This window comes from Dehalobacter sp. MCB1 (genome assembly GCF_003590275.1).
Taxonomy (GTDB): domain Bacteria; phylum Bacillota; class Desulfitobacteriia; order Desulfitobacteriales; family Syntrophobotulaceae; genus Dehalobacter.
Genome location: NZ_LXPC01000012.1, coordinates 150,972 through 165,358 on the forward strand (window position 1 = coordinate 150,972; position 14,387 = coordinate 165,358).

Below are 14,387 nucleotides of genomic sequence, written 5' to 3' on the forward strand. Positions count from 1 at the left end.
GATCCAGAAAAACAGTTTCTGTATGATCCTACTATAGTTTTTTTACAGGGATGATGTCAACCTTAATTCCGGTCTGTTAGACACGGGTATCCGTGAATCCTGCCTGAAATGGAAAATCGCGGCCTTGTCGTTCTATGGTATAATAATATCAATTGTTCAGTGCAATCTGTTATCAGTGAAATCTGTTCAAGGGAGTGAAGTCAATTGATCCGGCTTGTTGCCATAGATTTGGATGAAACACTGCTTGATAATGACTGGCATATTTCCGAAGGAAACATGGAGGCGATCCGTCGGGCAGTGGCCAAAGGCGTAATGGTTACACTTGCGACAGGAAGGATGGCCGTATCAGCCAGAAAATATGCCGGACAGCTTGGTCTGGATGTGCCGATTATCACCTGCAATGGGGCCTTGATCGAACATTGCCTGAGCGGGGAAATCATTTACCATCAAGTGATCCCGTCAGGATTGGCAGCGGGGATTATGCAGCAGCTTCAAGCTAAAGGAGTCTATACGCAGGTGTTCATCAAAGATGAAGTCTTTACAGATAAGAGGAACCAGTATTCCAGGGCCTATGAGGAAATGACCGGAATAAAGATCCAGGAAGAGGATGTGCTGCAAATCCTGCGCCAAGAGCCGGAAGGGGCAGAGAAAATATTGTGTATTTCCGATGAGGCTTATCTTCAGGCTGCAACGGCAGACCTGCGTCGGATCTATGCAGACAGGCTTCATTTTACACGTTCCAAACCATTTTTTCTGGATATGATGGACATTAAAGTTAATAAAGGCAGTGCGCTCAGGGCGTTAGCTGCGGATTACGGCATTTTACCGGAAGAAATTATTGCGATCGGGGACAATATCAATGACCGGGAAATGCTGATGTTTGCCGGTATTGGTGTGGCCATGGGCAATGCCCATCGGGAACTGAAAGAAATTGCAGACGATATTACGGCTTCGAATGTGGAAGACGGGGTAGCTAAAGTTTTTGAGAAATTCGTTCTCTAAGAATCAGCACAAACATTCAGATGAAGGAGTATTGCGGTGAAAATCCTGCTCGTCGGTATCAATGCCAGGTACGTACATACGAATTTAGCCATTCGCTGTCTGAGGGAAGTCCTAAAAGCGCAGGAAAACGCTGAATGGGAAGTCTGTATCCGCGAATTCTCCATAAATGAACATCCGGATAAAATCGCAGGAGAAATATTTGCAGAGAAACCGGATGTCCTTGGTTTCTCCTGCTATATCTGGAATATTACTTTCGTTAAGTCTTTGGTACGCAGGCTGCGGCCTGTCCTGCCGGATGCTTTTATCCTGGCTGGAGGGCCGGAAGTATCTTTTGATTGTGATGGCATTTTGACAGAAGTGCCTGAGCTTGATGCGGTCGTAGCCGGAGAGGCCGAAGGTATTCTGCCTTTGCTGCTCCAAGAATGGGCCGAAGGGAATCCGCCGTCGGATATTCACGGTGTTGTCCGGAAACAGCAAAGAGGGACGGCCTGTCTCCCGAACCGGGAAGGTAAGGCCCGGCCGAATACGCCGGATCTGAATCTGCTTCCAAACCCCTATGCGGAACAAGAAGATTTCCGGGGAAAGCTTGTTTATATCGAGACAAGCAGGGGCTGTCCGTATAACTGTGCATTTTGTATTTCTTCGACTTTCAAGGGTGTCAGGTTCCTGGCGCCGGAACGTTTGCGCCCGGTTTTGCGGCAGCTTTTCGCTGGCGGAGCGCGGACGGTAAAGTTCGTGGATCGGACGTTCAACGCGTCCAAAACCCATGGGTTCCAGGTCCTTGATATATTCAGAGAGGAAGCCGAACAGCAGTATGAGAATTCCGGACAGGAAAGAACACACGGATGGACCGGGGATATCCCACGGGCCCATTGCGAGATGGCCGGGGAATTGCTGGATGAAGAATGGCTGCGGTACTTAAAAGATTATCCCGCAGGAATGATCCAATTGGAGATTGGGGTGCAGTCCACGCATCCGCCTGCTTTAAAAGCGATTCGTAGGGCGCAGAAGTTTAAGGATTGGAAGGAGAAGGTCCGTTTTTTGCAGCACGACTGCGGTATACCGGTTCATCTCGATCTTATCGCCGGTCTGCCATATGAAGGCTGGACAGAGTTCCGCCGATCGTTTGATGAAGTGATTGACCTCAGACCAGATCATCTTCAGCTTGGTTTCCTCAAAGTTTTAAAAGGTTCGGGCATCCGGGAGAAAAGCGCCGGTTATGGCCTGGTATATTGTCCGGACCCTCCCTATACGATTTTAAAAACCCGGGATTTGAGCCATGAACAGGTATTGGACCTTGTCAGGATAGAGGAAATGCTGGAAAGGTACTATAATTCCGGAAAGTTTAGGTTTTCGCTTGAAGCTATTTTGGTAAAGCGGCCAAGTCCATTTGACTTCTTTGATTCGCTGGCCAGATACTGGCACAGCCAAGGCTGGTTCCAAAGAGAATGGAGTTCCAGGGCGTTGTTCGAGAATATCTGGGAATTTTTGATTGCCCAGCCGGATGACCTTGATGCTGCAGATATACAGCTTTGGCGCGAAGCACTGCGTTTTGATTATTTCGTCGCCGAACGTCCTGGGCAAATCCCTGATTTTCTACAGAGAGCAGAAGAGACTGTCCAGGATAAAGGTTGGAAAGAAGAGATAAGAAAGGACCCGGTTTGGCGGAACCGGATTCCTGAGTCTGAGGGCATGGATAAAAGGCAGTGGACCAGAGCTACAGCTATTGAGTATTTTGAGCGGGATATTCCAACAGGGACTACAGAACATTCCCCGGGAAGAGGCGGCTGGTATTTGTTCTACTACAGTCGAAAGCCGACCCAGTATTTTAAAGCTGAAGCTCCTAAAAGTATATAGAAAACGACAAAAACAGTCTCAGAAAGTAGTATTTGTAACTTTCCAGCGGACGGATTAGAATAAGAAGAAAATAAACCAATACTTGCTCGGGTTAGTCTCCGTAATGGATGGTGCAACAGCCGAGAAGCGGTGTAGTGGCCCACAGACTTGCCCTAGCATAATGGTTTTAAATATTTTAGTGATATTGTATCAGGTATGAGGAGAGGAAGTCGCTCTAAATGAAAAAAAGGCTGAAAGCACTTCTGTGTATTATGATAATTATATTGAGCTTAACGGCTTTAACAGCTTGTTCCAAGGGATCCTCTCCGGGGAAGCCTGGCGGAGACGCCCCCGCGGTAATCTCTGTCTGGTATTCGCTGGACGGCAAAGAAGAACAGGCTTTACTTGCGCAGTTTATCAGAATCAATAAGGAATATCCCGAAGTATCGGTTAAAGGTGAAAAAATTGCTGAGACAGATATTGTCCAGCAGGTCTGGAATTACCAGGCCGGAGCAGAAGGGCCGGAAATTGTGATTGCTAGAAGGCAGATCCTCGATGCGCTCTATAAAAAAGGAGCGGTCTCGCCTGTTTTGGCGGATATTGACTCAGCCTATCCTGCGGCGAGAGCGGTTTTTACGTATAATAAACAAGCATTTGCAGCACCCTGGCTTACGGATGTACCACTGCTCTACTACCGCAAAGATAAAGTGCCGGCGCCCGCGGCAAGTCTGGCGGAAATCTGGGAGAAACATTCCGTCATCGCAGTTCCGGATTTGAATGCGTCCCTGCTCAGTCCGTGGTGGAGGGCTGAGGGAGGAACGTTAAGCGCCAACGGTATTCCAGCCTTGAATTCGCAGAAAAATTTGGCTTTTATCAACAATTTTGCAGCGCTTCGCCAGCAAAACCAAGTGCTTTTGGACAGTGCGGCCTTAGCCCGGTTTGCCGGGGGGGAGACCGGTTACCTACTGACCTGGGCCAGTGACAGTACCAAACTGACGAACATAGGTGGAAACTGGGACTGTCTGTCTTTCTATTCTTTGCTGGGAGCCAAGGGACAGGTTTTACTGGATCGTACGATCGGAATCGCCAATTCATCCATAAAGACCATTCCTGCTATGGAAAGCGCCATTCGGCTGGTTGAAGAGGAACTGCTAAAGCCGGCGGCGGAAGAGGCGATGTTTCAAGCCGGCGGCAAGCTGCCTGTCAACAGTGCGTATTACGAATCGGCGGCGAAGCATTTTCAGTCAGAGGTTGCTTTGTCTTTGCGGTCTGCCTGGTATTTGGAAGGGTCGGTGAACGACTGGAAGTATTTGGACCTCCTAAATTCCAGTTGGCAGAATATTGCCGGAGGGGCCAATATGGAAAGTGAACTCGCTCGTATTCAGCAAAATGCGACGGATATTGGCAAGCAAACGAAATAATCAGGAAAGGAACCATTCAGGTGGGGGAAAAGGCTATGAAAAGAGAAGCATTGAAACTGGTAATTATTACGGGTTTATCCGGGGCCGGGAAAACGCAAGCCCTGCAAAGTATGGAAGACCTTGGATTTTTTTGCGTAGACAATCTTCCGCCGAGCCTTATTGAAAAGTTCGTTGACTTGTGTGCCCAATCCCAAGGAAAAATAGACAAAGCTGCTATTGTCTGTGACTTACGCGGCGGAGATTTTTTTTCTTCTTTAAACCAGGCGCTCGAGGATCTGCAAGAGGCGGGATATCAATATGAAATTTTATTCCTGGAGGCTTCGGACGATATCCTGGTCAACCGTTATAAAGAATCAAGAAGAAGGCATCCCGTATCTCCGAAGGGAAATGTGCTGGAAGGCATTCACAAAGAGCGGCGATATCTTGCCGATTTACGCGGGAATGCAAGCAAGATCATTGATAGTTCGGATCTGACAGCCACCCAGATGAAGGAAAAAATCAGGAATCTGTTTGGAAAGGAATACGATCCGGCCAGGATGTCTGTATCGGTTGTTTCTTTTGGGTTTAAATTTGGGATACCGTTGGATGCTGATACAATCATTGATGTTCGTTTTCTGCCTAATCCGTATTATTTAAAGGAACTTAAACCCCTGAGTGGCAAAGATAAGGCGGTCAGGGATTATGTTTTGCTGAATCCTACCACGGCTGATTTTATCGGCAGGTTTTTTCATATGCTGGAATTTATTTTGCCGTTATATCTCAAGGAAGGTAAAAGTCACCTGGTTATTGGCATAGGATGTACAGGAGGACAGCATCGTTCCGTCGCAATTGCGGAGAAAACTGCCGAGTTCCTGCGGATGAGCAATTACTCTTGCGTTGTAAACCACAGAGATATCAAAGAATAGGAATGGTTTGACGAGATGGAACTTCCGAAAAAATATTTGGAAATGTGCAAATGGTTCTATCCAAATTTAGGTGTAAAAAGATACTTTCTGTTGGCAATCCTCGGTTTATTTCTTGTCGCCGGCGGGCTTTCGGTCATCAGCTCCGGGGAAACCCTCGGATTTATTGAAGTGCAGTTTCGGGAGATCATCTATCAGCTGGCCGGCAAAGATACCGTAATGGTGGGTCCGGCGGGGGCCGTTGCCTGCCTGGCAGGTATGGCTATCGTTTTTATTGCGTTTAAAAAAATGATCAGCTCGATCATTTCTGTGCTGCTTCCGGAAAATGAAGAAAGAATCCTCGATGTGATCTATTCCCGCCGTCAATTGAAGCGAGGACCTAAAATTGTCGTTATTGGCGGAGGAACCGGGTTGTCGGCGTTACTGAAAGGGTTAAAAGAGTATACCAGTAATCTGACGGCTATCGTTACCGTTGGGGACGATGGCGGAAGCTCGGGGCGTCTGCGCCGAGAGCTTGGGATTCTGCCGCCCGGAGATATCCGTAACTGTCTAGTTGCTCTGGCTGAAAAAGAAGATATCATGGAAGACCTTTTTTCCTACCGCTTTGATACCGGGACGCTGGCCGGACACAGCCTCGGGAATTTGTTTCTTGCAGGTCTGGCCGGAAGATTCGGCGATTTTCAGAAAGGCATCGAGCAAATTGGCAAAGTATTCGCCTTGCGCGGGGAAGTATATCCGTCAACGCTTTCTCAAATCACCCTGAATGCTTATTTTGAAGACGGTAGATTCATTAACGGCGAGACAGCCATTCGGACGACGCCTGGAAAGATCAAAGTACTCAAGATTATGCCCCAGGACTGTCAGCCCTTGCCCGGAGCTTTAGCGGCGATTGAAGATGCTGACTTGATTATTCTTGGGCCGGGAAGTCTTTATACCAGTATCATTCCGAATCTATTGGTGAAAGGACTTCGGGACAAGATTGCTTCGGCCAAGGCTCCGTGCATTTATGTCTGCAACATTATGACAGAACCTGGAGAGACTGATCATTATACGGTTGCCGACCATTTGAAGGTGATTATCGAGCATGGCGGGAAGGATCTGGTTGATGCGGTGATGGCCGCCAGGGAAAATATATCTCAGCAAGTCAGGGAACGCTATCAGGCAGAGGGAGCTGAGATAGTGGACGGTGATGCCGCCGAGATCGAAAAACTGGGTGTTCGTTACTTTGAAGGCAGTTTCTACACCGGAGGGGAAGTTGTCCGGCATAATTCGAATAAGCTGGCTAAAGAAATTCTACGTCTGTTATTCCGTTTGAAGCCCGTGAATGAGCGAGTTGCCATGGTTGATTCGTATCTGCTGAATCGAAAGATCAAGTCAATGTAATATAAGCGCTGTTAACGAAAAAAGGATATTTATTTCGAAGGGTCGGAGTTGATGGTATGTCGTTTAGTGCCATAACCAAAGAAGAACTAGCCAGACTGGAGTTGCAGAAGGATTGCTGTGAGTTGGCCGAGCTGGCTTCGCTTATCCGCATGGATGGAACACTGCAGATCAGCACGAATCAGAAATATTCCCTGAACGTGATCACTGAAAGCGCTCCTGTAGCGCGAAAAATATATAACCTGGCCAAAGAATCCCTGCATCTGCCAGCCGATATCGTGGTCAGGCGAAAGTTAAGGCTGAAGAAAAACAATTCTTATCTGGTAAAGATTTATCCCAGAGAGATGAGCGATCTGCAAAGACTCGGATTGTTTAATAAAGAGGGAGAAATCCAGGCTGGAATTGATAAGAAGCTTATTGCCAAAAAATGTGACCAGAAGGCTTACCTCCGGGGAGCATTTCTGGCCGGAGGCTCGATCAGTAACCCCGAGGGTAATTATCATATGGAGATTATCACGAATGATCCGGTTCTGGCAAGAGACTTGAGCGAACTCTTGAACAAATTTGATCTTAAGGCGAAGGTCAGTACCCGTAAGAATTTCCATGTGGTTTATTTAAAGGAGAGTGAACATATCGTCGAGTTTCTTGCTCTGATTGGTGCCCACCAGGCGCTATTTGAGTTTGAAAATATCCGGATCATCAAAGAAATGCGCAACCAGGTCAACCGGATTGTTAATTGTGAGACTGCCAATCTGAATAAGACGGTGGATGCCGCAGTACGTCAATTAGAAAACATTCGGCTGATTGAAAGGACCATCGGACTCAAAGCCCTGCCGGAGAATCTGCAGGAGATTGCTTGCCTGCGTCTGGAATTCCCGGATTATACCTTGAAAGAACTGGGTGAAATTCTGACCCCAAAAGTTGGTAAATCAGGCGTTAATCACAGACTGCGCAAGATTGAAGAGATTGCTGAAAAGATCCAAACGGATAAGAACAAACCACAGCCTAGTAAAGGAAAGAATTAAAGCAAATGTTTACGACCACGATGGTAATGCAATTCCTAGGCGGACTGGGACTGTTTCTATACGGGGTTAATGTTACTTCGGAAGGGCTGCAGAAAATTGCCGCGAAAAAGTTAAAAAACATCCTGGCTTCTTTGACTAGAAAGCCTTGGGCGGCTACCCTGTTCGGAATTGTGATGACAGTCGCACTGCAAAGCAGTACCGCGACAACGGTCATGATCGTCGAATTTGTCAATTCAGGTCTGATGACGCTGACGCAGGCGCTCGGAGTTGTTCTAGGGTCAGCAGTCGGGACCTCGATTGTCATTCAATTAATCTCTTTCCCAATCCTGAATTTTGCACTTTTGCTGCTTTTCATTGGATTTATCATGTTTTTTCTTATCAGAACCACTCTGGGCAAAAGCATCGGACAAGCCATGATTGGTTTTGGTTGTATCTTTGTCGGCATGTCTTTGCTTTCTGGAGCATTTTCACCGTTGAAAAGCTCGCCGGATGTCGATGCATTCCTCTCCCAGTTCGGGACAAACCCGATTCTTGGTATAGCCGTAAGTATGGTTGTAACAGCATTGCTGCAGAGCAGTGCTGCGTTTCTGGCAATTCTAATTTCCCTCTCTACACACGGATTGCTGTCTATGGAGTCGGTCATCCCGCTGGTCATGGGGGCCCATATCGGGGGGACGCTGACGACTTTGTTTTCCTCCCTCAGCGCTGAACGGGCCGATGCGGTTAGGGTAGCCGCAGCCAACACGCTTTATCGTCTTGCTGCAGCTGTAATCCTGCTGCCGTTTTTTGCGTACTTTACTCAGTTCATAGAATGGAGTGCTGCGGACCTGCCCCGGCAGGTAGCGAATACGCATCTTTTTTCAGCAGTCCTGATGGTGATTTTATTTCTGCCTTTAAACAAAATCTTAAGCAAATGGCTGCTTAAGCTAATCCCGCTGCGAAGGGACGAAGGTAAAAAACCAAGGCTGATATACATTACTAAGGCAGCTCCTGAATTGCCGGCAGTTGCCTTGACTCAAGCAAGACAGGAAATCCGCTGGTTGGCGAATAATATCCTTGAGAATATGGTTCAAATACTGCCGCGAATCATCTTTTACGGGGATACAAAAATACTTCAGGAACTGGAACGGACAGAACGTGAAGTAGACTGGCACTATCAGGAACTATCGAAATTCTTTACGGAATTATTTCGCCGGAATATGACCCGGGAACAAATTGTTGAGAGCCATAGCTACCAGTTGATCATTAAAGAACTTGAATATATTGCCGACAGCCTGATTGTGATGGCCAGGCTGGGGGCCAGGATTCATGTCGACCCAATAACGGTTGGAAAGGCTAACCAGGAAAAGGCCGGAGAATTGTACATTGCCGTATCCAGTAATTTCTTGACCCTGCTGCGCTATCTGGAAAGAGGAGATCAGGCCCTTGCTTCGTTGATTATTGAAGCCCATCAGGATATTATTGAAATCTATAATCAAGTTCAGAACAGCCTGACTTGCGGGGTCTCCAAAGATGGTCAAGGTAGTATGCAGGAATTGAACAGCTGGCTGTATAAAATTGGGGAGCATATTGTCCGGATCGCCAAGATACTGCAGGATTAGATGTAAATTAATTTCATAGATCATGAGAAAATACTGTTGAAATTCTTTGGTTTGTGCTATATTGTAGCTCTAAAACAGTTATAGGAACCGGAGGGGTTAACGTGCGGGTAGTCATTGTGGGAGCTGGAAAGGTTGGTTTCGGTCTGGCGCAGTACCTCGTTGATGAAGATCATGATGTCATTGTTATTGAGGAAGATGAAACACGCCGGAATATCATCCAGAACAGCCTTGACGTCATGACTATTCAAGGGAATGGAGCGAGTCCCAGGGTCTTGATGAACGCGGATGTCCGGTCGGCAGACTTGATGATTGCTGTCACCGACAGTGATGAAGTGAACATGGTGGCGTGTATGGCAGCGAAACAGGCTGGAATACATCAAACAATCGCCCGAATCCGCAATAGTGAATATATCGGTAAAGAGGAAGCCGAATTCCATCGTTCTTTGGGGATCGATCTGACGATTAACCCTGAACATGTTACTGCGGTTGAAATAAGCAGGATCTTATTTATTCCGGCAGCACTAGAGGTCGAGGATTTTGCCGATGGAAAAGTCAGATTGTTGGAAGTAAGGATCCGGCCAGAATCACCGCATACAAATATCCCGATTTCCGAACTGAATCTTCCGAAAGATATTTTAATTGTCGGCATTCTGCGTAAGAATAGGATGATCATACCGAACGGCGCGGAGATGCTGAAGCCAAGCGATAATGTTTTTCTTGTCGGCGATCCGCAAGTTTTAAATGAGATCCAGGATGAGTTTACCGAAAAAATGGTCCCGGTCAAAAAAGTTATGATCATCGGAGCCGGCCGAATTGGCCGCAATCTGGCCATTCTGCTCGAAAAGGCAGGTATGATCGTCAAGGTGATCGACAAGAATCCGGAACGGTGTCAGGCCTTGGCCAAAAGCCTCAAAAAGGGAACTGTGTACTGCGGAGAAGGAACCGACGTTGATCTGTTGATGGAAGAAGGGGTCGGCGATGCCGATGCCGTAGTCTGTCTGACAGATGACGATAAGCTGAATCTGCTGCTGGCCCTGATGGCCAAAGATCTGGGTGCCCAGAAAACAATTTGCCGGGTAGGAAGAACGGAGTATATTCCCCTGATGGAAAAGGTAGGGGTGGATTCTGTCTTATCGCCAAGATTGATCACAGCCGGTTTTATTCTGAGCCAGGTCCGCAGGGGTAAATTTATTTCCGTGGCGCTGCTGGAAGGGGCCAAAGCGCAGGCTATGGAAATCGGCATATCTCCGACGTCCAAAGTTGCCGGCAAGAAGCTGAAAGAGGTCAGGTTTCCCTACAATTGTCTGGTTGGAGCAGTCCTGCATCAAGGCCGGGTTTACGTGCCAAACGGTGAATCCGTTCTGATGCCCGGTGACCAGGCGATAATCTTTGCACTGCCTGATACGATCATTAAGGTCAATAAATTCTTTTAACGGAGAATCAGGATCATGAATTTTACGCTGCTGGAAAATATCTTGGGAAGGTTCTTGATTGCCTACAGTTTTGCCATGGTTGTTCCGATTGCTGTCGCCCTGTTCTTTCAGGAGGAGGTCGGCTGGGCTTTTCTGATTTCTTTTTGCATTACCATCATTGTCGGAACAGTTATGCGCCTGCATGGAAAAGTTGAAGGCAAAATCAGCGTGCGGGAAGGCTTTGCAGTTGTCGGGGGAGCCTGGATTTTTGCATCGCTGTTTGGGGCGCTGCCTTTTATTATTTCCGGCGTCGTTCCGACCTATATTGATGCGTTATTTGAAGTGGTTTCCGGCCTGACAACGACGGGATCAAGCGTATTGAGTAATCTGGAGGTTCTGCCCAGGAGCATTCTTTTCTGGCGCAGCCTGACCCACTGGATGGGCGGGATGGGGATCATCGTGATGTTTATTGTACTCCTCCCGAACCTTGGCATTGGGGCAGTCCACATTTTTAACTCCGAAGTCCCTGGACCGATTTCCGAGAAGATTGTTCCGAGAATCAAAGATACCGCGCTGATTCTCTGGGGGATCTATGCAGGGCTTACAGTGGCGACGATTGTGCTGCTGTTGTTCGCGGGGATGTCCCTTTTTGATGCGGTGAACCATGCTTTCGCCACTATGGCGACAGGCGGCTTCTCCACACGCTCGGCAAGTATTGCTGCCTACAATTCTTTCCCTATTGAGCTTGTTCTGACCATTTTTATGTTTATCGCAGGTTCAAACTTCAGTCTTTTCGTCCATGCTTGGCGGAAACGTTCTTTGCGTCCGCTCAAAGATACGGAATTAAAATATTATTTTTTAATAGTTGCTGTGTCTACGCTCATTATCGCCGGTTCACTTGTCATCCAGCAAGGCTGGGGATCACTTGCGGCTCTGAGACATTCTGTCTTTCAAGTGGTGGCGCTGATGACGACTACCGGATTTGCATCTACTGATTTTGACCAGTGGTCGGGGCTGGCGAAATTGATTTTATTTTTTTTAATGTTCATCGGTGCGAGTGCCGGATCCACTGCGGGCGGTTTAAAAGTGTCCAGAGTGATCCTATTGGTCAAAATGGGCCTGGCTCAGCTCAGACAAGCGATTCATCCGCGCCTGGTAGTCAATATTGTTGTTCAGGATAAAGTGATTGACACGGCAGTGCTGAGTAATGTGGGGCGGTTTTTCTTTGTTTACTTTCTGACGTTTGCTATCGGGTCTATTCTTCTGGCCGGTACAGGGCTGGAGCCTTTTGATGCGATGTCGGCAGTTATTGCGAATCTCAGCAATGTTGGACCAGGGTTTGGCGTCGTCGGACCGATGTTTACCTATGCACCGATTGAACCTTTCGGGAAAATTGTTTTGACAGTGTGTATGCTGCTGGGCAGGCTGGAACTCTTTACCCTATTGGTTTTTCTGACACCGGAGTTTTGGAAATCGAAAAAAAGCTGGTAAGCTTAATCTCGAAAACTGGCTACGGCCGGTTTTTTTGATGAAAAAAACATGCGCAAACAAACAAAAACATGTTAAAATAAAACATAAAAACAAAAAAAATATGTTCATTTGAACAGAAGGAATCCGAAAAATAATATTCTGAGCATACGACCGAATAAGAAAATAAGGGAAAAGGGAAACTAAACCTGTTCCTCAAACATATGAGAAAAAGAGGGAGATATAACGATGAATAAAATCGGAATCGATGAAATAGACGTAAAGGGAAAGCGCGTTTTCGTACGCGTGGATTTTAATGTTCCGATGGACGATCAGCAAAATATTACGGATGATACCAGAATCAGGGCTGCACTTCCGACGATCCGTTATCTGAAAGAAAACGGTGCTAAAGTCATTTTAGCTTCTCACTTCGGAAGACCTAAAGGCAAAGTGAACCCCAAATATTCACTGGCACCTGCGGCAGCCCATTTAAGCATCCTGCTGGGCACTGAAGTGAAGCTCGCTCCTGATTGCATCGGGCCCGAGGTTGCAGCACTGGTTGAACGTATGGAAGTTGGGCAGGTTTTGCTTCTGGAAAATGTCAGATTTCATGAGGAAGAGGAAAAGAATGATCCTGATTTTGCACGCAGCCTGGCTGGCTTAGCCGATATCTACGTGAATGACGCGTTTGGAGCGGCGCACCGGGCGCATGCCTCAACGGAAGGGATAGCCCAATATATACCTGCTTATGCCGGATTCTTGATGAAAAAAGAAGTCGACATCCTTGGCCAGGTGCTCGGTCAGCCGACCAGACCATTTGCTGCGATTATTGGCGGAGCAAAGGTCAGTGATAAAATTGGTGTCATAGAAAATCTACTGAAAAAGGTGGATGTTCTGATCATCGGAGGCGGGATGGCCAATACGTTCCTGAAGGCCCGGGGCCTGGAAGTCGGGAAATCACTGATTGAAGAGGACAAGGTGGAACTGGCCGCCGAACTTCTCCGGCAGGCCGAAAGTACCGGCGTAAAACTGATGCTTCCGCTGGATGTAGTCGTTACGCTGGAGTTCAAAGCAGACGCCCCGTTCAGAGTTGCAGAGGTCTCCAATATTCTTCCGGAAGAAATGGCTTTGGATATTGGCCCGGCAAGTACTGAATTATTTGCAGAGGCGATTTTGCCTGCGAAGACTGTCATATGGAACGGCCCGATGGGCGTATTTGAAATGGAAAACTTTGCGCGGGGCACGGAACAAATCGCACTGGCGCTGGCTAGATGCCAGGGAACAACGATTGTCGGAGGTGGGGACTCTGTTGCTGCTGTGGAAAAAGTAGGTGTGGCAGAAAAACTGACGCATATTTCTACCGGAGGGGGCGCTTCGCTCGAATTCCTGGAAGGAAAGATTCTGCCGGGTGTAGCAGTACTAAAAGAAAAAACTGAAAACTGAAATTGACTCAATTTCTGGTGTTAGTGGAATTCAAAGAATCAGTCTGCGAGATATGAATATCACAAAATGAGATATAAAAATATCAGGCATAGGAATATATTACAGATAAAAAAGCTATGGGAGGGGTCTCTGATGACAAGAAAGCCTATCATTGCAGGTAATTGGAAGATGTATAAGACGGTACAGGAAGCCAAAGATTTTGCCGCGGGACTGTTGGAAAGTTTGGAGAAACTGGAAAATGGAACAAACGCGGAAATGGTAATTTGTGCACCGTTTACTGCGCTGGCTGCCTTAAAGGATGAACTTGAAGAGAGTATCATCCATATTGGCGCCCAAAATATGTATTATGAGACACAAGGCGCGTATACCGGGGAGATATCGCCGCTTATGCTGACAGAGCTAGCCTGTACCTATGTGATTATCGGCCACTCGGAACGCAGGGAATATTTTAAAGAAGATGACGCGCTTATAGCAAAAAAAGTCAAGACCGCACTGGACTTTGGACTGACGCCAATTCTGTGTGTGGGTGAGAACCTGGCTTTGAGAGAAGCAGGTCAGGCCCTAGTCTTTGTACAAGGGCAGGTTGAGAATGCCCTCAGGGAGTTGAGTCCCGAAGAAATCAGAAAGATTGTTGTTGCATATGAACCCATTTGGGCTATCGGAACAGGCAGGACAGCATCTCCGCAGGATGCCCAGGAAATGTGTGCCACAATCCGTGCCACCCTGGCGAGGCTCGCCGCTGAAGCCGCTCAGGAAATACGAATTTTATACGGTGGAAGTGTCAAGGCTTCCAATATCGCCGAACTGATGGATCAGCCGGATATTGATGGCGCGCTGGTCGGTGGAGCAAGTCTGGACTTCCTTGGATTTACTGAACTGATTGGCAGCGTGAGGTGAT

The 14,387-nt window shown here is 47.4% G+C and carries 11 protein-coding genes; all 11 read left to right on the plus strand.

Annotated elements, in window-relative coordinates; all coding sequences use genetic code 11:
* Positions 1-204: 204 nt before the first annotated feature.
* Positions 205-1,002 carry a Cof-type HAD-IIB family hydrolase gene (locus A7K50_RS08585; RefSeq protein WP_119775574.1) on the plus strand — a complete coding sequence of 266 codons (798 nt, stop codon included), beginning with the start codon at positions 205-207 and terminating at the stop codon, positions 1,000-1,002.
* 36 nt (positions 1,003-1,038) lie between these two features.
* Positions 1,039-2,859 carry a B12-binding domain-containing radical SAM protein gene (locus A7K50_RS08590; RefSeq protein WP_119775576.1) on the plus strand — a complete coding sequence of 607 codons (1,821 nt, stop codon included), beginning with the start codon at positions 1,039-1,041 and terminating at the stop codon, positions 2,857-2,859.
* Between the two features lie 218 nt (positions 2,860-3,077).
* Complete coding sequence (locus A7K50_RS08595; protein ID WP_119775577.1) at positions 3,078-4,259, plus strand: ABC transporter substrate-binding protein; 1,182 nt, start codon at positions 3,078-3,080, stop codon at positions 4,257-4,259.
* A 35-nt stretch (positions 4,260-4,294) separates the two neighbouring features.
* Entirely contained in the window at positions 4,295-5,164 is an 870-nt protein-coding gene (rapZ, locus tag A7K50_RS08600) for an RNase adapter RapZ (protein WP_119775579.1), read from the plus strand.
* A 15-nt stretch (positions 5,165-5,179) separates the two neighbouring features.
* Positions 5,180-6,544, plus strand: coding sequence for a gluconeogenesis factor YvcK family protein (locus A7K50_RS08605; RefSeq protein WP_119775581.1), 1,365 nt, complete (start codon positions 5,180-5,182; stop codon positions 6,542-6,544).
* 56 nt (positions 6,545-6,600) lie between these two features.
* Positions 6,601-7,566 (plus strand): DNA-binding protein WhiA, encoded by a 966-nt coding sequence (whiA, locus tag A7K50_RS08610; protein WP_119775582.1) that lies wholly within the window; start codon positions 6,601-6,603, stop codon positions 7,564-7,566.
* Between the two features lie 5 nt (positions 7,567-7,571).
* Entirely contained in the window at positions 7,572-9,167 is a 1,596-nt protein-coding gene (locus A7K50_RS08615; protein WP_119775584.1) for a Na/Pi cotransporter family protein, read from the plus strand.
* A gap of 101 nt (positions 9,168-9,268) precedes the next feature.
* Positions 9,269-10,600 carry a Trk system potassium transporter TrkA gene (gene trkA, locus A7K50_RS08620; protein WP_119775586.1) on the plus strand — a complete coding sequence of 444 codons (1,332 nt, stop codon included), beginning with the start codon at positions 9,269-9,271 and terminating at the stop codon, positions 10,598-10,600.
* 15 nt (positions 10,601-10,615) lie between these two features.
* A complete protein-coding gene (locus A7K50_RS08625; RefSeq protein WP_119775587.1) occupies positions 10,616-12,070 on the plus strand; it encodes a TrkH family potassium uptake protein in 1,455 nt (484 codons plus the stop codon).
* 225 nt (positions 12,071-12,295) lie between these two features.
* Positions 12,296-13,489, plus strand: a complete 1,194-nt coding sequence (locus A7K50_RS08630) for a phosphoglycerate kinase (protein ID WP_119775589.1) — start codon at positions 12,296-12,298, stop codon at positions 13,487-13,489.
* Positions 13,490-13,621: 132 nt separating this feature from the next.
* Positions 13,622-14,386: a triose-phosphate isomerase gene (gene tpiA / locus A7K50_RS08635; RefSeq protein WP_119775591.1), complete on the plus strand. Its 765-nt coding sequence runs from the start codon at positions 13,622-13,624 to the stop codon at positions 14,384-14,386.
* Position 14,387: the final 1 nt, after the last annotated feature.

Bases quoted from the DNA above. Each gene is read 5' to 3' on its own strand.
- A7K50_RS08595 (WP_119775577.1), top strand. From the start codon at position 3,078: ATGAAAAAAAGGCTGAAAGCACTTCTGTGTATTATGATAATTATATTG.
- rapZ (WP_119775579.1), top strand. From the start codon at position 4,295: ATGAAAAGAGAAGCATTGAAACTGGTAATTATTACGGGTTTATCCGGG.
- A7K50_RS08605 (WP_119775581.1), top strand. From the start codon at position 5,180: ATGGAACTTCCGAAAAAATATTTGGAAATGTGCAAATGGTTCTATCCA.
- whiA (WP_119775582.1), top strand. From the start codon at position 6,601: ATGTCGTTTAGTGCCATAACCAAAGAAGAACTAGCCAGACTGGAGTTG.
- A7K50_RS08615 (WP_119775584.1), top strand. From the start codon at position 7,572: ATGTTTACGACCACGATGGTAATGCAATTCCTAGGCGGACTGGGACTG.
- A7K50_RS08625 (WP_119775587.1), top strand. From the start codon at position 10,616: ATGAATTTTACGCTGCTGGAAAATATCTTGGGAAGGTTCTTGATTGCC.
- A7K50_RS08630 (WP_119775589.1), top strand. From the start codon at position 12,296: ATGAATAAAATCGGAATCGATGAAATAGACGTAAAGGGAAAGCGCGTT.
- tpiA (WP_119775591.1), top strand. From the start codon at position 13,622: ATGACAAGAAAGCCTATCATTGCAGGTAATTGGAAGATGTATAAGACG.